This window comes from Micromonospora sp. NPDC000668, assembly GCF_042897975.1.
Lineage (GTDB): Bacteria > Actinomycetota > Actinomycetes > Mycobacteriales > Micromonosporaceae > Micromonospora.
Genome location: NZ_JBIAYP010000002.1, coordinates 945670 through 971957, shown reverse-complemented (window position 1 = coordinate 971957; position 26288 = coordinate 945670). Strand labels below are relative to the sequence as shown.

Here is a 26288-nt window from a genome sequence, read left to right as displayed (position 1 = left end):
GGTGGACACTGATCTCACAGCCGCCTATGACCGGTGCCGTGAGGTACACAGACGTCACGGCCGCACCTACTATCTCGCCACCAGGCTGCTCCCCGCGTGGAAACGGCGACACGTACACGCCCTCTACGGGTTCACCCGGTACGCCGACGAGATCGTCGATCGCACCGAGGCCCTGCCGCCGGCCGAACGGGCCGCCCGGCTCGACGACTGGGCCAGCCGGTTCATGGCCGGTCTGCACGGCGCGCCGGTCGACGACCCGCTGCTGCCGGCCGTGCTGCACACGATTGCCATCTTCGATCTCGACCGGGACGACTTTGCGTCGTTTCTGAAGAGCATGGCGATGGACCTGACCGTCACGGCCTACCCGACGTACGACCACCTGCTCGACTACATGGAGGGCTCGGCGGCGGTCATCGGCACCATGATGCTGCCGATCCTGGGCAGCTCCGACCCGGCGGCGGCCCGGGAACCCGCCCGGCAGCTCGGCTTCGCCTTCCAGCTCACCAACTTCATCCGGGACGTCGCCGAGGATCTCGACCGGGGCCGCACCTACCTGCCGGACGAGGACCTGGCGAAGTTCGGCGTCACCCGCGACGAGCTGGCCAAGGCCCGTGCCCGGGGGCGTGGCACGCCCGGGACCCGCGAGCTGATCGAGTACGAGGTGACCCGGGCACAGGCGCACTACGCCGCCGCCGCGCCGGGCATCACCATGCTCGCGCCAGCCTCACAGGCCTGCATGCGCACGGCGTACGCGCTCTACGGCGGCATCCTGGACGAGGTGGCGGCGCAGGACTACGACGTCTTCGCCCGGCGGGCCCTGGTGCCGCAGCGGCGACGGATGGAGGTGGCCGCCCGCGCCCTGCTCACCTCGACCGGTACCCCGGTCACCATCCCCGGACCGAGGCTCCACGCCGCGGCCCGGTGACCGCGAGCACCACGGCGGATCAGAGCACCGAGTGCAGCGCCTCGACCAGCTCGTCCACCCGGTCGTGCTCGGCCAGCCGGCCGGTCGCGTACGCGAAGGTGTAGCCCCGCTCCGGGTCGGCCCACGCGCTGCTGCCGCCGAGGCCGCCCATGCCCCAGCTGCCGTCCGGCTCCCACTGCATGCCCAGCGTCCACCGGGTCTGACGGTCCAGCAACAGATCCGGCCCGTCGTACTGGACCCGGGTCGCCTCCGCCACCAACTCCTGGCTGAACAGCCGGACGCCGTCCAGGACACCACCGGCCAGCAGGCCGGCGTAGAGCCGGGCCAGGCCGGACGCGGTGGCGTGCAGGTTGACCGCCGGCATTTCGGCGCCTCGCCAGAGCGGACTGTTCAGTACGGCCAGGTCCTGCCCGCCGGCCGGGTTGCCCATGGCCCGGGCCCGGAGTGAGCCCGGCTCGCCGAGTACGCGGGTGGGCCACTGCGGGTCGCCGTACCGCAGGTCCGCGCAGCGCCGTTGGTCCGCCTCCGACAGCCCGAAGCCGAGGTCGAGCCGCCACCGGCCGGCGATCTCCTCGGCCAGGAACCGGCCCACCGACCGGCCGTCCACCCGGCGGACCAGCTCGCCCACCAGATGCCCGTACGTCCAGGCGTGCTCCCCGGCCACCGAACCCGGCACCCACTCGGGATCGGCGGCGGCCAGGTCACCGGTGAGCAGCGCCCAGTCGGCGATCGCGGTGGCCGGCCGGGGCACCGGGAAGGCCGGCAGCCCGGCGGTGTGCGACAACACCTGCCGCACGGTGGCCGGGGTCTGGAACTCCGGCCAGTACCGGGTGACCGGCGCGTCGAGGTCGACCCGACCCCGGTCCACCAGCATGAGCAGGCAGAGTGCCGCCACCGGCTTGCTGACCGAGTAGACGTTGACCAGCGTGTCCGGCCGCCACGCGCCGTCGCCCGCGTCGCTGGTCGGTGCGCCGGATCCGGCGTTGGTGCGGGAGCCGCCGATCAGGTCGACCACCGGGTGTCCGTCGTACCAGATGGTCAGGCTGGCACCGGTCTCCCGGCCGGTTGCGAGCAGGTCGTGGAAGCAGTCCCGGACCGGGGCGAAGCGTGCGTGCATCCGGTCACCGTAGGTGGAACGGTCCGGGAGCGCGTCGACTTTTCGCCGGACCCCGGTGGTCGGTGCGGGGCCGCTGGGGGATGCTGTCCAGGTGGCGGAGCCGGAGCTGGTGGATGTGGTCGTGGTCGGGCTCGGCGTTGGCGGCGAGGAGGTGGCCGGGCGGCTCGCCGAGGCCGGCCTGAGTGTCGTCGGCATCGAGCGGGACCTGGTCGGCGGGGAGTGCCCGTACTGGGGCTGCATCCCGAGCAAGATGATGATCAGGGCGGCCAACGCGCTCGCCGAGGCGCGCCGGGTCGACGGGCTGGCCGGGACGGCACAGGTCCAGCCGGACTGGGCGCCGGTCGCGAAGCGGATCCGCGAGGAGGCCACCGACACCTGGGACGACACGGTCGCGGTGCGCCGGTTCACCGATCGGGGCGGCCGGTTCGTCCGGGGCAGCGGCCGGCTCGACGGGTCGGGTCGGGTCCGGGTCGGCGACCAGGTGTTCCAGGCCCGACACGGGATCGTCCTGGGCACCGGCACCCGGCCCTCGGTGCCGCCGATCGCCGGGCTGGCGGACACTCCGTACTGGACGAACCACCAGGCGATCGAGGTCGAGCAGCTGCCGGAGTCGCTGCTGGTGCTCGGCGGCGGCGCGATCGGGTTGGAGCTGGCCCAGGTCTTCGCCCGGTTCGGGGTCCGGATCACCGTGGTGGAGGCGCTGGACCGGGTGCTGGCCCTCGAAGAGCCGGAGGCGTCCGAGGTGGCCGCCGCGGCGCTGCGCGCCGACGGCGTGGAGATCCACACCGGGGTACGCGCCGAGCGGGTCGAGCACGACGGCAGTCGGTTCACCCTGCACGGCGCCGGTGGGGCGGAGTTCACCGCCGACCGGCTGCTGGTGGTGACCGGGCGGCGGGCCCACCTCGACGAGCTGGGGCTGGACACGGTGGGCCTGGACGCCGCCCAGCGCTACCTGCCGGTGGACGACCGGTTGCATGTCTCCGATGGCATCTGGGCGGTCGGTGACGTGACCGGCGAAGGCGCCTTCACCCACATCGCCATGTACCAGGCGGGCATCGTGATCGCCGACGTGCTCGCCAACGCCCGGCAGGCGAAGGCGGGGCCGGACGCCAGCGGGACCGCGAGCGTGGTCGGCGGCGCGATGGGCGCGGCCAGCTCGTTGGGGGCCAGCGGGTCGAGCGGATCGGCCGGCAGCGTCCCGCGCGCCGACTACCGCGCGCTGCCCCGGGTGACCTTCACCGATCCGGAGGTCGGCGCGGTCGGGCTGACCGAGGGGCAGGCCCGGGAGCGCGGCATCAACGTGCAGGTCGGTTTCACCAAGCTCGGCAGCTCGACCCGGGGCTGGATCCACCGGGTCGGCGACGAGGGGTTCATCAAGCTGATCGCGGACGCCGACCAGGGTGTGCTGATCGGCGCGACGTCGGTCGGCCCGGCCGGCGGCGAGGTGCTCTCCGCGCTGGTGGTGGCGGTGCACGCGGCCGTGCCACTGAGCCAGCTCCGGCACATGATCTACGCCTATCCGACCTTTCACCGGGCCATCGAGGACGCGCTGCGCGACCTGTCCTGACGGTGTCGGTCCACCGTCGTCGGGACGGCCGGCGGCGGACAGCGCACGGCAAGGATGAAGCAAACGGTCGGCAGGTGGCTGTTCATTTCTTTCATTCTGATGACGTACGATTGCGGCCGTGACCAAGCGGTTGACTGAAGTTGCCAAGAAGGCGGGCGTCAGCGAGGCCACCGTCAGCCGGGTGCTCAACGGTCGGGACGGAGTCTCCGAGGCGACCCGGACGGCCGTGCTGACCGCGCTGGACGTGCTCGGCTACGAGCGACCGACCAAGCTGCGCGGCGAGCGTGCCCGGCTGGTCGGGCTGGTGCTGCCCGAGTTGCAGAACCCGATCTTCCCGGCGCTCGCCGAGGTGGTCACCGGCTCCCTCGCCCAACGTGGGTTCACCCCGGCGCTCTGCGCCCGCACCATCGGTGGCGTCTCCGAAATGGATTACGTGGAGATGCTCCTCGACCACCGGGTCTCCGGGGTCATCTTCGCCGGTGGCTCGTACGCGCTGGCCGACGCCCGGCACGACCACTACCGCCGGCTGACCGACCGGGGCCTGCCGGTGGTGCTGGTCAACGCGGGTGTGGACGAGTTGGGCTTCCCCCGGGTCTCCACCGACGACGCGGTGGCGGTGGAGCAGGCGTACGGGCACCTGCGCTCGCTCGGGCACGACCGGATCGGGATGGTGCTCGGCCCGGAGGGGCACGTGCCGTCCCGGCGCAAGCTGGACGCGATGGTCCAGGCCGCGGGCTGGGGCGACGACACGGAGTACGTCGAGCGCTCCAGCTTCTCCATGGAAGGGGCGCGGGTCGCCGCGACCAAGTTGGTCGAGCGGGGCGTCACCGGCATCATCTGCGCCAGCGATGTGCTGGCTCTGGGCACCATCCGGGCCGCCCGGCGGCTGGGTCGTGCGGTGCCGACCGATGTGTCCGTGGTGGGCTTCGACGACTCCGCGTTCATGACCTGCACCGACCCGCCATTGACCACCGTGCGGCAGCCGATCGAGACGATGGGGCAGGCCGCGGTGGACCTGCTGGTCACTCAGATCGAGGGGGCCGGCGTGCTGCACGACGAGTTGCTGTTCGAGCCCGAGCTGGTGGTGCGTGGTTCCACCGCGCCCGCCCCCGGCCGCTGACCAGCGAGCTGGACACCGACTGACCGTCCCGGCCCCGGAGGATCGCCTCCGTAGGTTCCGCTGAAACGACGCTTCGGCCGTCGACCGCCTCGCGCGGTCGGCGGCCTTTTCGTCGTTGCCGGAACCGCGCAACGCCGGCCTGATCCGCCGTCGGTCCATAAGGGCTGAAAAGCCAACATCCCGGGCCTGTTTCACGGTCTTGTCGTCATTTGCCGTTAGGAAGTCGTGTCCTTTCACAACAGCATCGATACCTTGCCGAAATGAGACGACCTCGTTACAGTGACTCCACTCACACCTGGCTCCGACGCAGCTACTGGGCGTCAGGTCGTATCACCGCAGATCACGAACGTCATGGAGACACCCGTTCCCGAAGGGATGGACAGATGTCCGTACCGCAATACCGAAAGGCTGCGGCGTTAGCGCTCGTGGCCGGCCTGGGGTTCAGCCTCACGGCGTGCTCCACGAAGAGCGACGACAAGGACACCAACGCAGGCGGCAAGGTCACCATCACAGTGGACTGCCAGCCGGTCGGCGCTCAGAAAGAGCTGTTGAAGAACTGGAACGACGACGTCGCCGAGTTCCAGCGGCAGAACCCCGACATCGTCGTCAAGAGCGTGAGCGTCGGCGAGCAGTGCAACAACCCGCCGGACTTCACCGCCCGCCTCGCCGGCGGCACCGTGACCGACGTGTTCTACGGGTACATGACCGATCTTCAGCAGGTGCTCGACTCCGGTCAGGCGATGGACATCTCCTCGTTCGTCAACAAGGACACGATCCCCACCTGGGACAGCGTCGACCCGGCGCTCAAGGAGGTCTTCACCGACGGCGGCAAGCTCTACGCCGTCCCGGTGAAGAACTACTCGATGGGCCTGGTCTACAACAAGGTCCTGTTCCAGCAGGCCGGGCTCGACGTGAACAACCCGCCCAAGACCTGGGCCGAGGTCCGGGCCGCCGCCAAGAAGATCTCCGCGCTCGGCAACGGCATCGCCGGCTACTCCGAGTACAGCGCCGGCAACACCGGCGGCTGGCACTTCACCTCCCTGCTCTACTCGCAGGGCGGCCAGGTGCTGACCCCCGACGGCAAGAAGGCCGACTTCAACAACGCGGCGGGCAAGCAGGTCCTGCAGAACCTCAAGGACATGCGGTACGGCGACAACAGCATGGGTGCCCGGCAACTGCTGCAGTGGGGCGACCTGCTGACCAACGCGGGTGCGGGCAAGGTCGGCATGTTCATCGGCGCGCCCGACTCCACCCAGGCGATCGTCAGCCAGTTCCAGGGCAAGTTCCAGGACTGGGCGATGAGCCCGCTGCCCGGCCAGGACGGCGCGGCGAAGGGCACGCTCGGTGGTGGCGAGGGCTACTTCTTCAAGAAGGACCTCTCTCCCGAGCAGGTCAAGGCCGGTCTGAAGTGGATCGCGTACCAGAAGCTGACGCCTGGCAAGGGTCAGTTCGACTACGTCCGGGCCAAGCCGCAGAACTACCCGGTCGGTCTGCCCCAGCCGCTGCTCTTCGCCAACGGCAGTGCGGCGCAGAAGCAGGAGCTCGAGCTGCGTAAGGCGAACGCGAACGTCGACACCGCGAACTTCGCGCTCTTCGAGGCGACCCCGGTAACGATCAAGGGTGAGCCGCGCAACGCGCAGGCGGTCTACGCGGTGCTCGACGCCGCGATGTCCGGTGTGCTGACGAACCCGAACGCGAACATCGACGCGCTGCTCAAGACGGCCGAAGAGAAGGTCAACCAGCTCCTCGCTGCCGAGAGCTGATCCGATGCTGTGGGGGCCGGTGCGCCGGCCCCCACACCATTCGCGCCGCATCGTCCGGTCACTGAATCACCCAGGAGTTGCCTTGGCGATCACCACCGTCCCGGCCGCCAGAAAACCGGGGCGCCTCACGTCCTCGTACCCGGGGCCGCAGCGTACGAGCCTCGGCCGCAAGGTACGGGACAACCTCACCGGTCACGCGTTCCTGATCGGGGCGGTGCTCTGCTTCGTTGTCTTCTCCTGGTATCCGATGATCCGCGGCATCGTGATGAGCTTCCAGCGCACCCGGCGGGGCGAGACCACCTGGGTGGGCTGGGACAACTACTCCCGCATCATCGCCGACCCCAGCTTCTGGCCCGCCTGGCAGAACACGCTCTACTTCACGGTGCTCGCACTCGTACTCGGGTACGCGGTGCCGTTCTTCGTGGCGATCCTGCTCAACGAGTTCCGGCACGCCAAGGGGTACCTGCGAATCCTGGTCTACCTGCCGGTGATGCTGCCACCAGCCTCGGCGCTCTTCCTCTTCAAGTTCTACGCGTACGACCCCAGCGAGGCGGGCCTCTTCAACGCCATCCTCAAGGCACTGCACCTGCCCACCTCGCAGTGGATGCAGTCCCCCGAGATGACGATGCCGGCGATGGTGATCGCGTCGACCTGGATGAACATGGGCGGTGCCGTGCTCATCTACCTGGCGGCGCTGCAGAACATTCCCGGCGAGCTCTACGAGGCGGCCGAGCTCGACGGTGCCGGCATCTGGCGGCGGATCGTCAACGTGACGATCCCGCAGACCCGGCTGATCCTCGCGCTCCTGGCGATGCTGCAGATCGTCGCCACGATGCAGCTCTTCATCGAACCGCTGATCCTCGCCAACGGTGCGGGCGCGGAGGACTCCGCGACCTCGGTGGCGTACCTCATCTACCAGCACGGATTCTTCCAGAACGACCTCAACGGCGCTGCGGCGCTCGGCGTGATCATGCTCGTGGTGCTGGCCGGCTTCTCCGCCGCCTACCTGCGTCTGAGCGCGAAACAGGACTAGGACGGGACGAGGAATGGCACAGGACTCCGGGACCCGGACCCTTATCTCGCACGCCCAGCTCAGCCGCGGGCGCGGCAAGGTCATCTACTGGACGCTGCTCGCCGTCGTCATCGCGGGCTTCACACTCGTCTTCCTCGGCCCGCTCTACTGGATGGTCACCGGCGCGCTCAAGTCCGGCCAGGAGATCGCGCAGACCCCACCCTCGCTGTTCCCGCAGGATCCCGAGCCGCAGAACTACATCGATGCGTGGAACAACCTGGACCTCGCCAAACTGCTGTTCAACACGTTCTACTACGCGACGGGCGCGGTGCTGTTCCAACTCGTCTTCGACACCGCTGCCGCGTACTCGCTGTCCAAGCTTCGACCGATGTTCGGCAACGTGATCCTCGCCCTGATGCTGGGCACGCTGATGATTCCGGCGATGGTCCTCATCGTCCCGCAGTACGTGACCGTGATCGACCTGCCGATCCTGCACATCAACCTGCTCGACTCACCGTTTGCGATCTGGCTGCCGCTGGTCGCGAACGCGTTCAACATCTTCCTGTTGAAACGGTTCTTCGACTCGATTCCCGAGGAGTTGATGGCCGCAGCCCTGATGGACGGGGCGACGTCACTGCGCACGTTGTGGTCGATCATCCTGCCGCTGTCGCGACCCATCCTCGGCGTCGTCTCGATCTTCGCCGTGACGGCGGTCTGGAAGGACTTCCTCTGGCCGAAGCTGGTCATGCCGTCGCCCGAGACCCGGACGGTCAGCGTCGGCATCTACGCCTTCTCGGGTGGTACGCCCATGAACGTGGTGATCGCCGCGTCGGTCATCGCCGCGATCCCGACCGTCATCATCTTCCTGATCTTCCAGCGGAACATCATGTCCGGTCTGACCTCGGGCAGCCTCAAGGGATAGCCGGCAGCGTAACCTCCCGCGGCGAACAACGACTGTTCGCCCGACACATATCTAGGTCCGGCGAACCCGCCGACGTACTGATGCAGAAAGCAGGTGCTCGTGTCCACAGCAGACAGCGGTCCGTGGTGGCGTGGAGCGGTGATCTACCAGGTGTACCCACGTAGCTTCGCCGACGGCAATGGCGACGGCATCGGCGACATCGCCGGCATCCGGTCCCGGCTGAATCACCTGTCCGCGCTCGGCGTCGACGCGATCTGGTTCAGCCCCTGGTACCCCTCGCCGATGGCCGACGCTGGCTACGACGTGTCCGACTACCGCGACATCGACCCGGTCTTCGGCACCCTCGCCGAGGCGGAGGCGTTGATCGCGGAGGCACACGTGCTCGGCATCCGGACCATCGTCGACGTGGTGCCGAACCACTGCTCCGACGCGCACCCCTGGTTCCAGGCGGCACTCGCCGGCGGGCCCGGCGCGCCCGAGCGGGACCTGTTCTGGTTCCGGCCCGGCCGGGGCCCGAACGGCGACCAGCGGCCCACCGACTGGGTCGGCGAGTTCGGCGGCGAGACCTGGACCCGGACCACCAACCCGGACGGCACGCCCGGCGACTGGTACCTGCACCTGTTCGCCCCCGAGCAGCCGGACTTCAACTGGGACCACCCCACGGTGCGGGCCGAATTCGAGGACATTCTGCGGTTCTGGTTCGACCGGGGGGTGGACGGCATCCGGATCGACTCGGCCGGGCTGCTGGTCAAGGACGGGACGCTGCCCGAGACCGTGCCGGGCCGGCCGCACCCGTTCCGCGACCTCGACGGGGTGCACGACATCTACCGGGCGTGGCGGCGGGTCGCCGACGAGTACCCCGGCGACCGGGCACTGATCGGCGAGGTGTGGATGCCGGACCGGCAGCGGTTCGCCAACTACCTGCGCCCGGACGAACTGCACGCGGCGTTCAACTTCGACTTCCTCGGCTGTGCCTGGGACGCCTCCGCCCTGCGGGAGAGCATCGACGGGACGCTGAGCGCGCACGCGCCGGTCGGCGCGCCGGCCACCTGGGTGCTCTCCAACCACGACGTCACCCGGCACGTCACCCGCTACGGCCGCGCGGACACCACGTTCAGCTTCGCCGCCAAGCGCGAGGGGACCCCCACCGACCTGGAGCTGGGCACCCGCCGGGCCCGGGCCGCCGCGCTGCTCTCGCTGTCATTGCCCGGCGCCGCCTACGTCTACCAGGGCGAGGAGCTGGGCCTCTACGAGGTCGAGGACATTCCGTTCGCGCTGCGCCAGGACCCGATGTGGGAACGCTCCGGCCGGGTCGACCCCGGTCGCGACGGCTGCCGGGTGCCGCTGCCCTGGGCCGGTGACGAGCCGCCGTTCGGGTTCAGCCCCGCCGGCGCCGCGGCGCCCTGGCTGCCCCAGCCGGCCGACTGGAAGGACCGGACGGCCCGGGCGCAGACCGGCGACGCGGCCTCGATGCTGGAGCTGTACCGGGCGGCGATCGCGATCCGGCGGGCCGAACCGGCTCTGGGCGACGGCAACCTGAGCTGGCTGCCCGCCCCGGACGGGGTGCTCGCCTTCAGCCGCGGCGGTGGGTTCCGCTGCCTCGTCAACCTCGCCGACTCGTCGGTCCCGCTGCCCGCCGAGGGGGAGTTGCTGCTGGCCAGCGGGCCGCTCGATGACGGTCTGCTGCCACCGGACACTGCCGTCTGGCTGCGTACCCCAGAACCGGCGGCCTGACCTGACCTGATCGCCGTGGTGCCGGCGGCCCGTCCCGGTCGCCGGCACCGAGCACCCGCCCCGGCCCAGCGTGGGCCGTCGGAGGAAGGAGGAAAGAGGGGGGACACGCCACGCCGCACGGATACGGGGGGATCTGGCCTGCCTGACGAAAGGGAGAGCGCAGCTCATGGCCAACCACACCACCGGCACCGCGCACCACCTCCGACACCCGACCCGGTTAGGGTTGGCCGCCATCGCCGCCACCCTGCTCGTCGCGACCTCGGTGACCGCCCTCGCGGTCACCGGCACCGCAACCCCAGCCTCGGCGGCCGGGCTGTCCCCCTTCGACATTCCCGGCCGGGGCGCCACCGTCCCGTTCGTCGAGCAGGAGGCGGAGAAGGCCGCCCACAACGGCACGAAGATCGGCCCGGACCGGCGCTACGGCACGCTGCCCTCCGAGGCGTCCGGCCGGGAGGCGGTCACCCTCGACTCCGTCGGCGAGTACGTCGAGTTCACCCTCACCGCCCCGGCCAATGCGGTCACCTTCCGGCACAGCCTGCCCGACAGCCCGGCCGGCACGGGCCGGGACGCCACCATCGACCTGCGGGCCAACGGAACGCTGCTGAAGTCGGTCCCGGTGACCTCGAGGTACGGCTGGTACTACGGCGGCTACCCGTTCAACAACAACCCGGGCGACACCAACCCGCACCACTTCTACGACGAGACCCGGGCGATGTTCGGCAGCACCTACCCGGCCGGTACGAAGGTCCGGTTGCAGGTCTCCTCGACCGCCCAGTCGCCCACCTTCACCATCGACCTGGCCGACTTCGAGCTGGTCGGCGAGCCGATCGACAAGCCCGCCGGTGCGCTCGACGTGGTCACCGACTTCGGCGCCGACCCGAGCGGTGCGACCGACTCGACCGCGAAGTTCCAGGCGGCGGTCGACGCCGGTAAGGCCCAGGGCCGGGTGGTCTGGATCCCGACCGGCACCTTCACCCTCTGGGACCACGTGGTGGTCGACGGGGTGACCCTGCGCGGCGCCGGCCCGTGGTATTCGGTGCTCGGCGGCCGGCACCCCACCGACCGTAAGCGGGCCGCCGGCATCTACGGCAAGTACGTCCCCGGTGGTGGCTACACGGGCGGCGTCCGCCCGCACGAGGCCGGTGGCCCGAGCCGGAACGTCACGCTGCGGGACTTCGCCATCATCGGCGACATCCGGGAACGGGTGGACGACGACCAGGTCAACGCCCTGGGTGGGGCGATGACCAACTCGGTGGTGGACAACCTCTGGCTGGAGAACACCAAGGTCGGGGCGTGGATGGACGGCCCGATGGACAACTTCACCATCCGCAACAGCCGGATTCTGGACCAGACCGCCGACGGGGTGAACTTCCACACCGGCGTGACCAACTCGACGGTGACCAACACCTTCGTCCGCAACACCGGCGACGACGCGCTGGCGATGTGGGCGCAGAACGTGCCGAACGTCAACAACTCCTTCACGCACAACACCATCGGCGTGACCCTGCTGGCGAACCACCTGGTCAGCTATGGCGGCCGGGACATCAAGATCACCGACAACGTGACGGCCGACTCGCTGACCAACGGCGGTGGCATCCACGTCGCCAATCGCTACCCCGGCGTGCAGGGTGCCACCGGCGTCCAGGGCACCTGGACGATCGCCCGGAACACGTTGATCCGCAACGGCAACTCGGACTACAACTGGAACTTCGGCGTCGGGGCGATTTGGTTCTCCGCGCTCAACGAGGCGTTCCAGCAGCCCACCATCAACATCACCGACACCGACATCCTGGACAGCTCGTACGCCGCCCTGCACTGGATCGAGGGCCAGACCAGCGGGATCAACCTGAACAACGTGCGGATCGACGGCGCCGGCACGTACGCGCTCCAGGTGCAGGCGCCCAGCCAGGTGTCGTTCACCAACGTGCGGGCCACCGGCATCGCGCAGAGCAACCCGATCCACAACTGCGTGGGCGGCGGCTTCCAGGTCACCCAGGGCGCCGGCAACTCCGGCTGGTACACCCCGACCCCGTACTGCGGCCCGTGGCCGGACCCCCAGTGGGGCGGCGGACCCACCACCCCGCCACCAACCACTCCGCCGCCGACCACCCCGCCACCCACCACCCCGCCCCCGACCGGGGGGAACCTGGCGCTGAACCGGCCGGCGACCGCCACCAGCACCAACCAGAGCTACAGCGCGGCCAACGCGGTGGACGGCAACGCGGCCACCTACTGGGAGAGCGCCAACAACGCCTTCCCGCAGACCGTGACCGTCGACCTGGGCTCGGCCCGGTCGGTCGACCGGGTGGTGCTCAAGCTGCCCGCCGGCTGGGAGCGGCGTACCGAGACCCTGTCGGTGCTCGGCTCCACCGACGGGTCGTCGTACGCCACCCTGGCGGCGTCCGCCGGTCGGGTCTTCGACCCCGGCGCGGGCAACACCGTCTCGATCGGCCTGCCCGCCGGTGACCGCCGCTTCATCCGCGTCACCGTCACCGGCAACACCGGCTGGCCGGCCGCCCAGCTCTCCGAGGTCGAGGTGTACGGCGGCACGCCCACCACCCCGCCGCCCACCACACCGCCCCCGACCACACCACCGCCCACCGGCAACCTGGCGGCCGGGCGGCCGGTCACCGAGACCAGCCACTCCGACGTGTACGTCGCGCCGAACGTGGTCGACGGCAACCCCAGCACCTACTGGGAGAGCGCCAACAACGCGTTCCCGCAGTCGCTGACCGTGGACCTGGGCGCCAACCGGACGGTTTCCCGGGTCGTGCTGAAGCTGCCGCCGCCGTCGGCCTGGCAGACCCGCACCCAGACGCTGTCGGTGCTCGGCTCCACCGACGGCTCGTCGTTCACCACCCTGAAGGCGTCCGCCGGCTACACCTTCAATCCGGCCACCGGCAACACCGCCACCGTGACGTTCGCGGCGACCAGCCAGCGGTACCTGCGGCTGACCGTCACCGGCAACAGCGGCTGGCCGGCCGGTCAGCTCAGCGAGTTCGAGGTCTATTCCAGCTAGGCCGGGCAGCCCCCGCCCGTCCGGGGCGGGGGCCACCCGGTCGGGCGGCCCGGCGCAGCGCAGCCCCGGGCCGGTCTGATCCCCCGTCTTGTCCACCGCACCGTCCCCCACCTGTCGCGGTACGACGGGCGTACCCCTGCACCCGTCGCCGGGCAACGCACCCACACCCCACCCCCGAAAGAGGTGTAGCGACGCCATGTCCAGATTCGGTACCAGACGAGGCACCCCGCCGACCGGCGCGCCCGATCCCACTCGCCGAACCACCCGTACCGGCCACCGACGGCTGCTCGCCGGCGTACTCGCCGGGCTGCTCCTGACCGCCGTGCCGGCCGTGACCCCCGCGACCGCCGCACCGGCGGCGGACCCCTCCGCGGCCGCCGCCCGCGCCGCCCTGCTCGCCGGGCTCTCCGCCACCATGACCGCCAGCAGCTACAACCAGAACTACGTGGCGAGCAACGCCAACGACGGCAACGCCGACACCTACTGGGAGAGCGCCAACAACGCGTTCCCGCAGTGGATCCAGGCCGACCTGGGCGCCACGGTCAGCGTGGACCGGGTGGTGCTCAAGCTGCCGCCGCCGTCGGCCTGGCAGACCCGTACCCAGACGCTGTCGGTGCTCGGCTCCACCAACGGGTCGTCGTTCACCACCCTGAAGGCGTCCGCCGGCTACACCTTCAACCCGGCCACCGGCAACACCGCCACCGTCAGCTTCACCGCGGCCAGCACCCGCTACGTGCGGGTGCAGGTCACCGGCAACACCGGCTGGCCGGCCGCCCAGTTCTCCGAGGTCGAGGTCTACGGCGCCGTCGGCAGCCCCGACACCCAGGCCCCCAGCGTCCCCGGCAACCTGGCGTACACCCAGCCCGCCAGCGGGCAGATCCGCCTCACCTGGTCCGCGTCCACCGACAACGTCGGCGTGACCGGGTACGACGTCTACGCCAACGGCGGACTGCGCGGCAGCGTCAACGGCTCGACGCTGACGTACACCGACAGCCAGCCGGACAGCGCCACCGTCTCGTACTACGTCCGGGCCAAGGACGCGGCCGGCAACCAGTCGGCGAACAGCAACACCGTGACCCGGACCGGCACCGGCAACCCGCCGACCGGCACCAACCTGGCGATCGGCAAGCCGATCACCGCCTCCGGGTACGTGCACACGTTCGTGGCCACCAACGCCAACGACAACAACGTGGCCACCTACTGGGAGGGCAACGGCAACCCGAGCACGCTGACCGTGCAGCTCGGCGCGAACGCCAGCCTCAGCCAGATCGTGCTGAAGCTGAACCCGGACTCGGCCTGGGGTGCGCGTACCCAGAACATCACCGTGCTCGGCCGGGACCAGGGCTCCTCGACCTTCACCACGCTGGTCGGTGCCGCGAACTACAGCTTCAACCCGGCCAGCGGCAACACGGTGACCATCCCGGTCTCCGGTGCGGCGGCCGACGTGCGGCTCTCGATCGCCTCGAACACCGGCGCCCCGGCCGGGCAGGTGGCCGAGTTCCAGGTCTTCGGCACCCCGGCGCCGAACCCGGACCTGACCGTCACCGGCATGTCGTTCAGCCCGTCCGCGCCGGTCGAGACGAGCACCATCACGCTCTCGGCGACCGTGCGTAACGCCGGCTCGGCGGCCTCCGGTGCGACCAACGTCAACTTCTACCTGGGCTCCACCCGGGTCGGCACCGCGTCGGTCGGCGGCCTGGCGGCCGGCGCCTCGACCACCGTCAACGCCAACATCGGCACGCGTGACTCGGGCAGCTACCCGCTCAGCGCGAAGGTCGACGAGTCGAACACCGTCGTCGAGCAGGACGACACCAACAACAGCTACACCAACCCCAGCCCGCTGGTGGTCGGCGCGGTCGCCAGCTCCGACCTCGTCGCCTCCGCGGTCGACTGGTCGCCGGGCAACCCGCCGCCCGGCAGCACGGTGACCTTCTCCGTATCGATCCGCAACGCCGGCAACGTCGCCTCGGCGTCCGGTGCGCACGGCATCACCCTGACCGTGCTCAACGAATCCGGCACCGTGGTCCGTACCCTGACCGGCTCCCACTCCGGCGTGATCAACGCCGGCGCGACGGTCGGCCCGATCAACCTGGGCACCTGGACCGCCGCGAACGGGAAGTACACCGTCCGGGTGGTGCTCGCCGTCGACGGCAACGAACTGCCGGTCAAGCAGACCAACAACACCAGTGACCGCCCGCTCTTCGTGGGGCGCGGCGCCAACCTCGGCTACGACATGTACGAGGCCGAGGACGGCACGACCGGCGGCGGGGCCGGGCAGGTCGGGCCGAACCGGGACATCGGCAACCTCGGCGGTGAGGCGTCCGGACGGCGGGCGGTGACCCTGAACAGCACCGGCTCGTACGTCGAGTGGACCACCCGGGCGGCGACCAACACCCTGGTCACGCGCTTCTCGATCCCGGACTCGGCCGGCGGCGGAGGCATCGACTCGACGCTGAACATCTACGTCAACGGCGCCCTGCACAAGCCGATCAACCTGACCTCCAAGCACATCTGGCTCTACGGAGCCGAGGCCAGCCCGAGTGACTCGCCGAGCGCCGGCCCGCCCCGGCACCTGTACGACGAAGCGAACGTCATGTTGAACTCGACCATCCCGGCCGGCAGCAGGATCCGGTTGCAGAAGGACCCGGCCAACACCACCACGTACGCGATCGACTTCATCAACCTGGAGTTGGTCGCACCCCGGGCCAACCCGGACCCGGCCCGGTACCGGGTGCCGACCGGCTTCAGCCACCAGGACGTCCAGAACGCGCTGGACGCGGTCCGGATGGACACCACCGGAAACCTGATCGGCGTCTACCTGCCGGCCGGCACCTACGAGACCGCGCAGAAGCTCCAGGTGTACGGCAAGCCGATCACGGTGGTCGGCGCGGGCATGTGGTACACCCGCTTCCAGACGCCGACCGGCCAGCAGAACACCGACGCGGGCTTCCGGGTGGAGTTGTCGGCCAGCGGGTCGTCCTTCTCGCACCTGGCCTTCTTCGGCAACTACACCAACCGCATCGACGGGCCGGGCAAGGTCTGGGGTGAGCTGAAGGACGTCGACAACATGACCCTGGACAGCGTCTGGGTCGAGCACACCGTCTGTGCGTACTGGGGGGTGAGCGTCAGCGGGCTGACCATCCGCAACAGCCGCTTCCGGAACACCTTCGCCGATGGTGTGAACCTGACCAACGGCAGCACCAACAACCTGATCACCAACACCGAGGGGCGGTCGAACGGCGATGACGCCTTCGCCCTCTTCTCGGCCACCGACCAGGGTGCGTCGACCTCCAACAACGGCAACGTGTTCGAGAATCTCTCGGCCACGCTGACCTGGCGCGCGGCCGGGCTGGCGGTCTACGGCGGCTACAACAACATCTTCCGCAACCTGTACATCGCGGACATGTTGACGTACTCGGGGGTCACCATCAGCTCGCTGGACTTCGGCTACCCGTTCATCGGGTTCGGGGCCAGCCCGCCGACCCAGTTCCAGAACATCTCGCTGATTCGGGCCGGTGGGCACTTCTGGGGATCGCAGACGTTCCCCGCGATCTGGGTCTTCTCCGCCTCGAAGGAGTTCCGCGGTATCCGGGTGTCCGACGTGGACATCGTCGATCCGACGTACACCGGCATCATGTTCCAGACCAAGTACAACGGGTCGCAGCCGGAGAACCCGATCACGGACACGGTCTTCACCAATGTCTCGATCAGCGGCGTCCGCAAGAGCGGTGACGCGTTCGACGCGAAGTCGGGCTACGCGATCTGGGCCAACGAGATGCCGGAACCCGGTCAGGGCCCGGCGGTCGGCTCGGTCACCTTCAACAACCTGCGACTGACCAACAACTACCAGGACATCCGCAACACCACGTCGACCTTCACCATCAACCGCAACTGATCTCGCCGGTAGCCGATGCCGCCGGGAGGCTCACCCCTCCCGGCGGCATCGCGCCGTGCCGGCCCTCGCCGCCGGCGAACCGGGCCGCACCGGCGGCCGCATCGGCGGCCAGCGAGTCCATCCCGTACGCCAACTCGATCGCCAGGGCCTCCGGCTCGGGCCGACCCGCGCCGGCCAGCAGCGCCGCCCGGTCGTTGCGCAGGCAGGTCTGTGGATGCCGGGCGATCTCCGCGGCCAGTTCCTCGGCCGCGGCCCGCGCCTGGCCGGGCGGCACCAGCCGGTTGACCAACCCCATCGCGTACGCCTCATCTGCCGGCACCGGCCGGCCGGTGAGGATCAGGTCCAGTGCGCGGCTCTCACCGATCAGTCGGGGCAGCCGGACCGTGCCACCGTCGATCAGCGGCACCCCCCAGCGGCGGCAGAACACCCCGAGCGTCGCGTCGGACTCGGCGACCCGCAGGTCGCACCAGAGCGCCAACTCCAGCCCGCCGGCCACCGCATACCCGGAGATCGCCGCGATCACCGGCTTGCCCAACGTCATCCGGGTCGGACCCATCGGGCCGTCCCCCTCCGGCTCGACCCGGTTGCCGCTCGGCGTACCGATCGCCTTGAGGTCGGCACCGGCGCAGAACGTGCCGCCGGCGCCCCAGAGCACGGCCACCGCCGCGTCCGGGTCGGCGTCGAAGGCCCGAAAGGCGTCGGCCAACGCCCGAGCGGTCGGCCCGTCGACCGCGTTCCTGGCCGCCGGCCGATCCAGCACCACCGTGGTCACCGGTCCGGCGCGCTCCACCCGTACACCCATCGGCCCAGCATGCCCGCGGCGCTCCGCCGGGACAATCCTCGTCGATCTTGCACGTTTCGCTACGGGTTTAGTCACCGTCGACCGGTTTGCGACCGCGTTCGCCGGGAAGTCGGTACAGGTGCGAGCGCTATTGACGAAAGTTGAGCAGGCATCCCGGCTGGACCGGGCAGGTGACCGCCTGCAGCGGGTGGTCCTCGGCACGCTGCGTCCGCGGCGGCTGCGGGACCTGCTGCACGGGGTGACGCTGGGGCACCCGCTGCACCCGGCGATGGTGCAGGTGCCGCTGGGTTCCTGGACGAGCGCCGCGGTGCTGGACCTGATGCCCGGGCAGCGCCGGCCTGCCACCATGCTCGTCGGCCTGGGCACCGTCAGCGCGTTGCCGGCGGCGGTCGCCGGGCTGAACGACTGGGCGGCGCTCTCCCGGGACCAGCGCCGGGTCGGCCTGGTGCACGCCGCGGCGAACACCGTCGGCGTGACGCTCTACGCCGGCTCGCTGGCCGCGCGGCTCGCCGGCCGGCACGGCGTCGGCCGTGCCCTCGGATATCTCGGGCTCTCCGCCGTGAGCCTGGGCGCGTACGTCGGCGGTCACCTGGCGTACAAGCAGGGGGCGCAGGTCAACCAGAGCATCTCCGAGCTGCACCGGATGAGTGAGGGCTGGCATTCGCTGACCGAGATGGCGGCGCTGCCGCAACGCACGCTGGTCACCCGGGAGGTGGACGACGTCTCGGTGATCCTCTACCGGCACGGTGAGGAGGTCACCGTGATGCTGGAGCGCTGCCCGCACCAGAGCGGGCCACTCGGCGAGGGCGACGTCCAGGAGATCGACGGCCACGCCTGCGTGGTCTGCCCGTGGCACGGCAGCGCGTTCCGGCTCAACGGCGGCGAGGTCGTGCAGGGGCCGTCCGGCAGCGATCAGCAGATCCTGCCCACCCGGATCCAGAACGGCGTGTTGCAGACCCGACTGCCCTGAACGGCTGTCCGCCCGGTCGCCCTGGCTGGAGCGCGCCCCACCACCGACGCGCCGCGTCGCTGAGGCTCTATGCCGCTAGGACATGTTGCTTCCGGCGTTGATACCTCAGAGGCATATTTATACCTGTGAGGTATCGCGCTCTTTAGCGTGACGCCGCCGGCAGGCCCGGCGAATGCGACGTCACTGCCACAGCAGCAGCCGGGAGTCGGGAGCCGGCCGTCGACACGATGAGATCGATCGAGCCGCTGATTCCGGTGCGGGCTGGGGAAGGCCCGGCAGCGGCGGTGGCGCGCACATCGCGGCCAGCCCGTTGTGCGACCTGGGTCGGGACGGGCAGGAACCGGGTCAGCTGCGCCGGTGCCGACCGACCGAAGGTCCGTCCGGCACGGAATCCAGGCCAGGCCCGCCGGCCAGCAGGCCATCGCCTGCGTCAGTGCCCCAACCCTCGTCGCCACCCCAACCCTCGTCGCCACTCCAAGCCGGCGCGCCAGCAGGTGCCGTCCCACCGGCGGTCGGTGCCGTGGCTTCGATGGCCGGTGCCGTCCGGACTGGGGGCCAGGTGGCGCCGCTCCCGGCCGGGCCGTCGCCGAGCTGCCGAGTGGGGGTGCCGCCGGTCGGGATCCTGTCGCCGGTGGTTCGGCTCGTGCTGTCGGTGCTGCGGCCCGCAGCGCGGCGGGGCGTGCGGGTGGATGCGGCCAGCCGGGGAGCCGCACCGGCGGTGGCCGGCCGGCGACGCAGCCCGAGCACCGCGCCGATCTGGGCGCCGACGATGCTCGCCACGGCCAGCACGGCGGAGACCGCCAGCGGACGGTTCACCCGGTCACTGGTGCCTGCCCGGGCCGCGCCGACGGTCATGGCGGGCGGTTGACCGGCTGACTCCGTACCGCTGGAGGGTGCCGGGGCCACCCGCTCCGGTGCGGTCCGTTCGGGCGCCGACCGGGGCGGCGGCTTGGGCGCGGCGGGCCTGCCGGCCAGTCGGCCGGTGGCGTGCGGCCGGGCGCCCTGGTCGGCGGCCTCGGCGGGCAGTCGGAGGAGTTGGCCGGGGTGGATCCGGTCCGGGTCGTCCAACCGGTTCAGCTCGGCAAGTCGTCGGTAGTCGGCGAACTCGTCCAGGTAACGCTCGGCCACCTCGCCGAGGTAGTCGCCGCGTGCCACCCGGTACACCGGCGCCGCCTCATCGCTGGCGGCGGGCCCGCCGGGCGCGACCAGCCCGAGCGGCCCCGCGACGCGCGGGGCGGCCACCGCATGGGCCGTACCCATCGTCGATGTCGACGCGGGACCGGCCTGGGTGGTGACGGCCGGCGCGTACGTCGGAGCGGCGTAGACCGCCGCGGCGCTGGCGGCGGCCGGGCTGGCGGCGAGAATCAGCGCGACCGAGCCGACCAGCGCGGCGGCCGCCTTCTGCTGGCGGCCCATCCCGGGCAGCTTCGGCGCAGGCCGGCGCAGGCTCTGCGCTCCCAGCTCGACCAGGACGGAGAAGGCGAACGTGGCCCACCCGAACCAGCCCGCCACAGCCAGCGCCCGCAGGAAGAGTTGACCATCGTCCCGGCTGGTCAGCGCGGTGCCCACCTCGGTGATGGTGGGCAGGTGGTCGGGCAGGGGGTTGCCGGCGAAGGCGATGAGCGCGACGGGTGCGCCGGCCAGCAGCGCGCAGAGCACGACCAGTGCGCCGACGCCGGTGAGGATGCGTCCGGTCCGCCGTACGACGGACCGACCCGATACGGGCATGGCTGCCTTCCTTCCTACGGTCCTGCCGTGATGGCCCGGGCGGTCGCCTCGCCGGTGACGGTGACCCGGTCGGTGAAGCCGAACAGCCCGAGCATCGAGCGGCGGTAGGTGATCGTGACGCGTACCCGGATCAGGGTTTGCCCGGCGACCTGCGGGAAGCTCACGTCGTGCCCCGTGGTGCCGGCGGTGGCCAGGTAGTTGCGGACCGCGATGCGGGCCTGCGGCTGGTGGATCCGCTTCGGTCCGCCCTCGATCGCGGTGGCCCGGTCGATGGCCTGACCGCCGGCCCGGGCCGCCTCGGCGGCCAGATTGTCGGCGCGTTGCAGGGTGCGCAACTGCCCGGCGCCGTCGAAGGAGAGGCCCACGATGGCCAGCACGCCGATCATCGCCACGGCCAGGAAGATGCTGACCCGGCCATGCTCGCCAGTGGGCGCACGTCGGGGTGCCGGTGCGGTGGCGGTCATTGCCGGCTCCGGTAGCGGTCCAGCGGGGAGGTGAAGCGCGCCGTTATCCGGTTCTCGATCGGCATCCCGGGGACCGCGTCGAGCGAGATGTCCCGGAAGGACACCACACAGGCGATCTCCACGGTGACCGTGGCGTCCTGACCGACCGCGCTACGGAAGGCGGCGTCGAAGCTGGTGGGCTTGCCGGCCACCGAGCCGGAGAACGTCGGGTTCAGGGCATTGGTGCAGGCCAGGCCGTGCCAGTCCAGTTGCTTGCGGGCGGCCTCCCGAGCCTCGGCCCGGGCGGTGCCGGAGTTCCGGGAGATCGAGGCGGCGCGGGCCGCGTCGTGCGCGGCGGCGTCGGTCGCCTCCGCTGCCACCGCGCTGCGCCCGGCCACGCCGGCGAGCACCATCAGCGCGATGAACGCGGGTGCGAGCACCGCCACCTCGATGGAGACCGAGCCCCGCTCGGCGCGGCGGCTCACGGGTTGGTCACCCGTTCCACCGTCCCGTGGGCGGTCTGCCGCACGGGGAAGTCCACGCCGGGAACGACCGACAGGGACCGGCCCTGCACTGTGCATGTCACCTCGGTATCGGTGGTCACGCAGCTCGGGCCGGTCTTGTCCCAGCCCTTCAGCCACCCGCCGGTGGCGTTCAGGAACCTCGTGGCGCTGGCCGACCCGGCACCGTCCCTGGCCTCGTACAGCCGTTCGGCGTTGACTCCGCTCTGGGCGGCGTTCAACGCTGTGGAGCGGGCCAGGAAGACGGCCGCGACCTGGAGCGACGCGAAGAGCAGCACCAGGATCAGCGGCATCACCACGGCCAGCTCCACCGGGTTGGCTCCCCGCTCCCGGTCGCCGGCCGCGAGTCGGCGCCGGGCGGCGGTGACCGCCCGGCGCCAGCTCGGGAACGCGGCTCGGCACATGCCGGCTACTTCGGGTTGGTGTGGGCCGGGATGGCCTTCATCCAGTCGTTGGCCTTGCCCAGGGCCAGGCCGGTGACGATCGTCGCCACGAAGACCAGACCGAAGATGATCACAGCGGTCGGCACCGGGCTGTCACCGCGCTCTCCGTCACGGCGCAGCTCGGCCAGCCGCGTCGTCACCACGACGTGCAGGTAGCTGAGGATGGACATGGCGTACTCCTTCTCGGGGTGGGTCAGATGCGGGAGATGAACGGATAGACGACGAAGCCGAGCAGCACGAAGACGAGCAGTGCGCCCGGGATGTCGAGTCGGCTGGTCACCCCCTCGGCGCGGGCGAGGTTGTCGGTGCGGATCTGGTCGCGTAGCGAGTCGGCCCGGCTGCGCAGGGTCTCGTGCACCTGCGCTCCCTCGCTGCCGGAGGAGCGCATGATCGCGCCGACGTCGCCCAGCTCCGGGATGCCGATCTTGTCGGCGAGGTCGCGCAGTTCGTCCCAGGGCGAGTGCATCTGCATCTGGGCGATCCGCAGCGACTCCTGGATCCGGTCGAACACCCAGCCGTCGCAGACCGCAGCCGCGCGCTCCAACGACTGCACCGGCCCGTGCGCGGCGGAGAGCTGCAACGCCACCAGGTCCAGGTAGGTGCAGACCGCCTGGCGGAACTCGTCCCGGGCGGTGTCGGCCTTGGTCAGCACCGCCCGGTGCGCCAGCAACCCGCCGATCAACGCCAGACCAAGGCTGCCCAGCACCGGTACGACCAGCGGCAGCGAGATGCCGAGCACGTAGAGCGCCACCCCGAGCAGGGTCGGCGTGGCCAGTCCGATCAGCGCGGAGAGCAGCACCGACAGCGCGTACTGCTCGGGGGTCTGACCGATCAGGGCGAGCTGCCGGTGCGGTGGTCGCAGCCAGCGGGAAAGCCCGGCCAGCCAGTCCAGCTGGCGGGAGGTGGGAGCGGCGACCCGGCCGGTGCCCGCGGGCTGGTGCAACCGGCGCAGTGCGGGCCCGAGCGCCGGAGTCGCCGGCACCAGCTCGCGGACCACCAGGAAGAGGCCCAGCCCGATCGCGGCCCCGCCACACACTGCGATGGCCAGGTGCACGTTCATGATCGCGCTCACGCGATCACCTCCTGCGGGTCCGGCGCCGGCAGGAACCGGGCCGGCCGCTGCGGCTGGCTCATCGACCGCACCCAGGCCAGCAGGCCGATGAAGGCGGCGCCGAGGGCGGCCATCACGATCTGACCCACCGGCGTGCCGTACGGCTCGATGTACTCGGTGTTGATCAGCCCGTACGCCAGGGTCGCCAGGGTCATCCCGGTGAGGAAGCGGACCGCGAACCGCGGCTGCGTGCGTTTGGCCTCGATCTCCCGTCGGGTGGCCACCTCCGCGGCGGCTGCGCCGGCGATCGAGCCGAGTACGTCACCCAGCCGCTCGCCCCGGTCGGTGAGGTGCAGGATCAGCGCGGCCACCACCTGGTCGCAGACCGGGTCACCGATCTCGTCGGCGAACGCCAGCAGCGCGGAGCGGGCCAGCCAGCCGGCCTGCAACCGGGCGGCGAGCAGCCGGACCTCGTCCTCGATCCCGGGCGGCACGCTGCCGAGCGTGCCGATGATCGACTGTTGGAGGCCCTGCCCGGTGCCGGAGACGTCCTTGAGTCGGCGGGTCCACTCGCCGACCGCCTCGACCCGGGCGATCGCGCGCTGCTCGGCCTTGCCCACCCCGAACAGCCACGGGGTGCCGGGCACCGCCACCGCCACCAGCAGACCCACCACCGGCAGCCCGGTCAGCAGGAAGGCCAACGCGCCGGCGACCAGCGCGGCGAGCAGCAGCACCTGGTAGGCCCGCTGTTCGCCGGGGGTGGTGCCGGAGCCGCGCCACAGCCGGCTCAGACCCGGCCCGGCGCCCGGGCCCGGCCCGGCGGGACGGCGGGTGCCGATCAGCGCGACCACCGCCAGCAGCAGCCCGGCGACACAGGCGGCCCCGGAGACCACCGCGATCAACTCAAGGCTGTTCGTCATCGGGTCACCGCCGCGCCAGTCGGGTCTGCCGAGGCCGCCGCCAGGCGCCGGTGCCGGCCTCGATCCACCGGGTCAGCAGCCGGGCGTCGTAGCCCACCCGCAGCAGTTGGTCGCGGACCCGTTCCGGCAGGTGCCGGGGGACCGCGCGGCCGTCCGCACCAGGCCCGAAGACGGTGGTCGTGGTGATCCGGCCGGCTTCGCCAGCCCCGATCACCTCCTCCACATGCGAGACGAACCGGTGCTTGCGCCCGCCGATCGCGGTCTCGTCCTCGACGGTGACGTAGACGATCAGGTCGAGGGCGTTGCCGGCCATCCGGCGGGCCTGGTCCACGGTCATCTCGCGGCCGTGCGCCAGCGCCAGCTCGACGATCCGTTCACCCACCCCGGCGGACGTGCGGGCGTGAATGGTGCACATCGAGCCCCGGCTGGTCGTCATCGCCTGGAGCATCGGCACGATCTCCCGGGACCGCACCTCACCCACGATGATCCGCAGCACGCCCATCCGCAGTGAGAGCGGGATCAGGTCAGCGATGGTCACCTCGCCCGCTGGCCGGCCGTCGAAGCCGCGCTCGCCGTGCCCCTCCCGTGCCTCGAAGCTCATCACCGCCCGGTGCCGCTCCCGGCGGCGGGCTGGCAGCAGCTCCCGGCTCTCCTCCAGCAGCACGTACGGCTCGTCGGGCGGGATCTCGTTCATCAGCGCCCGGATGATCGTGGTCTTGCCGGCGCCGGCCAGCCCGGCCACCATGATGTTCAGCCCGGCGCGCATCGCGGCCCGGAGGAAGTCGCGCAGCAGCGGGTCGATCATCTCGTCCAGGTCACCCCGGGCGCCGGCCAGGTCGTCCAGGCTCACGTCCAGGGTGTTGTGCTTGCGGATCACCGCGTACGGGCGGTGGCTGACCAGGAACACCGCGGCCAGCCGGCTGCCGTCGGGCAGTTGCAGGTCGAGGGTGGGCTTCACGGTCGACAGGGACCGCTCGGTCGCGCCGGCCCGGCGAGCCGCCGCCTGGAGGATCTCCACCAGCTCGCCGTCGCTGTCGGCGATCGGCTCGGCCCAGTCCACCCCGCCGCCGTGCCGGGTGATCCGCACCTGGTCGCAGCCGAGGACGTGCACCTCCTCGATGGTGTTGTCGACCAGGAGGGTCTGCAGTCGGCCGAGCCCGACCAGCTCGGCGGTCACCTGGTCGAGCAGCAGGCGTTCCTCCCCGGAGGCCATCGGGGTGCCGGCCCGGCGGACCGCGTCCGCGTACTCGGCGACCACCGCGACGGCCAGCCGCGCCCGCTCGGTGTCCTCCTCGTCGACGGTGAACTCCCGGCCGCGCTGCCACAGGGTGAGCCGTTCGGTCAGCTCCCGGCGCAGCTCCCGGACCACCTGGAAGTCCATGCGGGGGCGGTGCGGCGGCTCCGACGGCCCGCTGGCCGCGGGCGCCGGTGGCGGCATCGGCGCCGACTGGGGGTGCCGGCCGTTTGCCGGGGGTAGCGGCGGCGCGATGGAGGTGGCGCCCGGCGGTTGCTGGCGCGGGTCTGCGGAGACCGGTTCAAACCGCATCCGACACCCCCTGCTGCACCGGCCAGGCCAGCCGGGCCCGCCGCCGCTCCAGCAGCGCGCCGACCGGCACCTCCAGGGCGGCCGCCGCGCGCAGCAGCGGCCGTCCGGCCCGCACCGTCCCACCCAGGCCGAGCACCCCGGCGGTACGCGGGTCGTGTGGCAGCCGGGCGATCACCGGCAGCTTCAGCGCGCGGCTGATCTCGGTACGCCCGTGCCCGTCGCCGACCAGCAGCAGCCGCAGGGTGCCCGGTGGCACCCGGTGCTCGGCGAAGTCCCGTTCGATCGCGGTGACCACCGCCCGGGTGCCGGAGAGGTCCGGCAGTTGTGCCCGGGTCACCAGCAGCACCACCGAGGCGGCCCGCAGGAGCGGCCACGGCGGACCGGTGACGTGCAGCCGGCCGCAGTCGACCAGCACGTCGTAACCGGGAGTGCCTCGGTCCAGGGCGTTGAAGTGATCGGCGAAGCGCTGCCACAGGGGGGTGACGCTGCCGGCCTGCGTCGGGTCGACCAGCCCGGGCAGCAGCAGTCGTTCCCGACGGGGCGCGTCCAGGTCGACCAGTTGGGACCAGAACGCGGTCTCCAGGTTGCCGTCGCGCAGCTCCCCGACGGCCAACTCGCCGATACCGCGCGGCCCGTCCAGCTGACCACCCAGGTAACCGGCGAGGATCGACCCGCCGGCCGGGTCGCACTCGGCGAGCACGAGCCGGCGGTGCCAGGACAGTGCGCAGGCCAACGCCGAGGTGGTGACGCCGGGTGAGCCCTTCGCGGACACCAGCGCGATGATGGCCAT

Annotated in this window: 20 protein-coding genes and 1 pseudogene; 10 read left to right on the top strand and 11 right to left on the bottom strand. The window is 71.2% G+C overall.

What is annotated here, in order from left to right; all coding sequences use genetic code 11:
- The first annotated feature begins 1 nt into the window (after position 1).
- A complete protein-coding gene (locus ACFY29_RS14010; RefSeq protein ID WP_386985905.1) occupies positions 2 to 925 on the top strand; it encodes a phytoene/squalene synthase family protein in 924 nt (307 codons plus the stop codon).
- Between the two features lie 19 nt (positions 926 to 944).
- On the opposite strand, the gene ACFY29_RS14005 is transcribed toward ACFY29_RS14010, so the two are convergent.
- Complete coding sequence (locus ACFY29_RS14005) at positions 945 to 2042, bottom strand: serine hydrolase domain-containing protein (RefSeq protein WP_386985903.1); 1098 nt, start codon at positions 2040 to 2042, stop codon at positions 945 to 947.
- Between the two features lie 91 nt (positions 2043 to 2133).
- Here ACFY29_RS14005 and ACFY29_RS14000 point away from each other — a divergent pair, with 91 nt between their 5' ends.
- From ACFY29_RS14000 to ACFY29_RS13965, 8 genes are all read left to right on the top strand, one after another.
- Complete coding sequence (locus ACFY29_RS14000) at positions 2134 to 3609, top strand: dihydrolipoyl dehydrogenase family protein (RefSeq protein WP_386985901.1); 1476 nt, start codon at positions 2134 to 2136, stop codon at positions 3607 to 3609.
- 118 nt (positions 3610 to 3727) lie between these two features.
- Positions 3728 to 4729, top strand: a complete 1002-nt coding sequence (locus ACFY29_RS13995) for a LacI family DNA-binding transcriptional regulator (RefSeq protein ID WP_355600834.1) — start codon at positions 3728 to 3730, stop codon at positions 4727 to 4729.
- A gap of 383 nt (positions 4730 to 5112) precedes the next feature.
- A complete protein-coding gene (locus ACFY29_RS13990) occupies positions 5113 to 6492 on the top strand; it encodes an ABC transporter substrate-binding protein (RefSeq protein WP_386985899.1) in 1380 nt (459 codons plus the stop codon).
- An 82-nt stretch (positions 6493 to 6574) separates the two neighbouring features.
- Positions 6575 to 7525: a carbohydrate ABC transporter permease gene (locus tag ACFY29_RS13985; RefSeq protein ID WP_386985897.1), complete on the top strand. Its 951-nt coding sequence runs from the start codon at positions 6575 to 6577 to the stop codon at positions 7523 to 7525.
- Between the two features lie 13 nt (positions 7526 to 7538).
- Complete coding sequence (locus tag ACFY29_RS13980; protein WP_386985895.1) at positions 7539 to 8426, top strand: carbohydrate ABC transporter permease; 888 nt, start codon at positions 7539 to 7541, stop codon at positions 8424 to 8426.
- 99 nt (positions 8427 to 8525) lie between these two features.
- Positions 8526 to 10160 (top strand): glycoside hydrolase family 13 protein, encoded by a 1635-nt coding sequence (locus ACFY29_RS13975; protein ID WP_386985893.1) that lies wholly within the window; start codon positions 8526 to 8528, stop codon positions 10158 to 10160.
- Positions 10161 to 10326: 166 nt separating this feature from the next.
- On the top strand, positions 10327 to 13179 hold the full coding sequence (locus ACFY29_RS13970; protein WP_386985891.1) for a discoidin domain-containing protein: 2853 nt from the start codon (positions 10327 to 10329) through the stop codon (positions 13177 to 13179).
- Positions 13180 to 13375: 196 nt separating this feature from the next.
- Positions 13376 to 17074, top strand: coding sequence for a discoidin domain-containing protein (locus tag ACFY29_RS13965; RefSeq protein ID WP_386985889.1), 3699 nt, complete (start codon positions 13376 to 13378; stop codon positions 17072 to 17074).
- Here the strand turns inward: ACFY29_RS13965 and ACFY29_RS13960 are convergent.
- Positions 17061 to 17876 (bottom strand): crotonase/enoyl-CoA hydratase family protein, encoded by an 816-nt coding sequence (locus ACFY29_RS13960; protein WP_386985887.1) that lies wholly within the window; start codon positions 17874 to 17876, stop codon positions 17061 to 17063. The two genes, ACFY29_RS13965 and ACFY29_RS13960, sit on opposite strands and share 14 nt — an antisense overlap.
- Positions 17877 to 17994: 118 nt before the next feature.
- Here ACFY29_RS13960 and ACFY29_RS13955 point away from each other — a divergent pair, with 118 nt between their 5' ends.
- Positions 17995 to 18846: a Rieske 2Fe-2S domain-containing protein gene (locus tag ACFY29_RS13955; protein ID WP_386985885.1), complete on the top strand. Its 852-nt coding sequence runs from the start codon at positions 17995 to 17997 to the stop codon at positions 18844 to 18846.
- Positions 18847 to 19554: 708 nt separating this feature from the next.
- On the opposite strand, the pseudogene ACFY29_RS13950 reads toward ACFY29_RS13955, so the two are convergent.
- From ACFY29_RS13950 to ACFY29_RS13910, 9 genes and pseudogenes are all read right to left on the bottom strand, one after another.
- Positions 19555 to 20574, bottom strand: a pseudogene (locus tag ACFY29_RS13950) (LysM peptidoglycan-binding domain-containing protein); the annotation flags it as partial.
- A gap of 14 nt (positions 20575 to 20588) precedes the next feature.
- Positions 20589 to 21038: a pilus assembly protein TadG-related protein gene (locus ACFY29_RS13945; protein WP_386985883.1), complete on the bottom strand. Its 450-nt coding sequence runs from the start codon at positions 21036 to 21038 to the stop codon at positions 20589 to 20591.
- Positions 21035 to 21598, bottom strand: coding sequence for a TadE/TadG family type IV pilus assembly protein (locus tag ACFY29_RS13940; protein WP_386985881.1), 564 nt, complete (start codon positions 21596 to 21598; stop codon positions 21035 to 21037). Before ACFY29_RS13940 ends, ACFY29_RS13945 begins: the two co-directional genes overlap by 4 nt.
- Positions 21499 to 21942, bottom strand: a complete 444-nt coding sequence (locus ACFY29_RS13935) for a TadE/TadG family type IV pilus assembly protein (RefSeq protein ID WP_386985879.1) — start codon at positions 21940 to 21942, stop codon at positions 21499 to 21501. Before ACFY29_RS13935 ends, ACFY29_RS13940 begins: the two co-directional genes overlap by 100 nt.
- A gap of 5 nt (positions 21943 to 21947) precedes the next feature.
- Positions 21948 to 22151, bottom strand: coding sequence for a hypothetical protein (locus ACFY29_RS13930; protein WP_386985877.1), 204 nt, complete (start codon positions 22149 to 22151; stop codon positions 21948 to 21950).
- 23 nt (positions 22152 to 22174) lie between these two features.
- On the bottom strand, positions 22175 to 23041 hold the full coding sequence (locus ACFY29_RS13925; protein WP_386986752.1) for a type II secretion system F family protein: 867 nt from the start codon (positions 23039 to 23041) through the stop codon (positions 22175 to 22177).
- Positions 23042 to 23049: 8 nt separating this feature from the next.
- The gene (locus ACFY29_RS13920) at positions 23050 to 23952 is read right to left on the bottom strand and encodes a type II secretion system F family protein (protein WP_386985875.1); all 903 of its coding nucleotides are present in this window, start codon (positions 23950 to 23952) and stop codon (positions 23050 to 23052) included.
- Between the two features lie 4 nt (positions 23953 to 23956).
- Positions 23957 to 25498, bottom strand: a complete 1542-nt coding sequence (locus ACFY29_RS13915) for a CpaF family protein (RefSeq protein WP_386985873.1) — start codon at positions 25496 to 25498, stop codon at positions 23957 to 23959.
- Positions 25488 to 26288, bottom strand: coding sequence for a ParA family protein (locus ACFY29_RS13910; RefSeq protein ID WP_386985871.1), 801 nt, complete (start codon positions 26286 to 26288; stop codon positions 25488 to 25490). The genes ACFY29_RS13915 and ACFY29_RS13910 overlap by 11 nt, the downstream gene beginning before the upstream one ends.

Excerpts from the sequence above, each read along its gene's own strand:
- ACFY29_RS13990 (WP_386985899.1), top strand. The coding sequence starts at position 5,113 with ATGTCCGTACCGCAATACCGAAAGGCTGCGGCGTTAGCGCTCGTGGCC.
- ACFY29_RS14005 (WP_386985903.1), bottom strand. The coding sequence starts at position 2,042 with ATGCACGCACGCTTCGCCCCGGTCCGGGACTGCTTCCACGACCTGCTC.
- ACFY29_RS13945 (WP_386985883.1), bottom strand. The coding sequence starts at position 21,038 with ATGACCGCCACCGCACCGGCACCCCGACGTGCGCCCACTGGCGAGCAT.
- ACFY29_RS13920 (WP_386985875.1), bottom strand. The coding sequence starts at position 23,952 with ATGACGAACAGCCTTGAGTTGATCGCGGTGGTCTCCGGGGCCGCCTGT.
- ACFY29_RS13980 (WP_386985895.1), top strand. The coding sequence starts at position 7,539 with ATGGCACAGGACTCCGGGACCCGGACCCTTATCTCGCACGCCCAGCTC.
- ACFY29_RS13910 (WP_386985871.1), bottom strand. The coding sequence starts at position 26,288 with ATGGCCATCATCGCGCTGGTGTCCGCGAAGGGCTCACCCGGCGTCACC.
- ACFY29_RS13960 (WP_386985887.1), bottom strand. The coding sequence starts at position 17,876 with ATGGGTGTACGGGTGGAGCGCGCCGGACCGGTGACCACGGTGGTGCTG.
- ACFY29_RS13940 (WP_386985881.1), bottom strand. The coding sequence starts at position 21,598 with ATGCACAGTGCAGGGCCGGTCCCTGTCGGTCGTTCCCGGCGTGGACTT.
- ACFY29_RS13970 (WP_386985891.1), top strand. The coding sequence starts at position 10,327 with ATGGCCAACCACACCACCGGCACCGCGCACCACCTCCGACACCCGACC.
- ACFY29_RS13935 (WP_386985879.1), bottom strand. The coding sequence starts at position 21,942 with ATGTGCCGAGCCGCGTTCCCGAGCTGGCGCCGGGCGGTCACCGCCGCC.
- ACFY29_RS13915 (WP_386985873.1), bottom strand. The coding sequence starts at position 25,498 with ATGCGGTTTGAACCGGTCTCCGCAGACCCGCGCCAGCAACCGCCGGGC.
- ACFY29_RS13925 (WP_386986752.1), bottom strand. The coding sequence starts at position 23,041 with ATGAACGTGCACCTGGCCATCGCAGTGTGTGGCGGGGCCGCGATCGGG.
- ACFY29_RS13965 (WP_386985889.1), top strand. The coding sequence starts at position 13,376 with ATGTCCAGATTCGGTACCAGACGAGGCACCCCGCCGACCGGCGCGCCC.
- ACFY29_RS13930 (WP_386985877.1), bottom strand. The coding sequence starts at position 22,151 with ATGTCCATCCTCAGCTACCTGCACGTCGTGGTGACGACGCGGCTGGCC.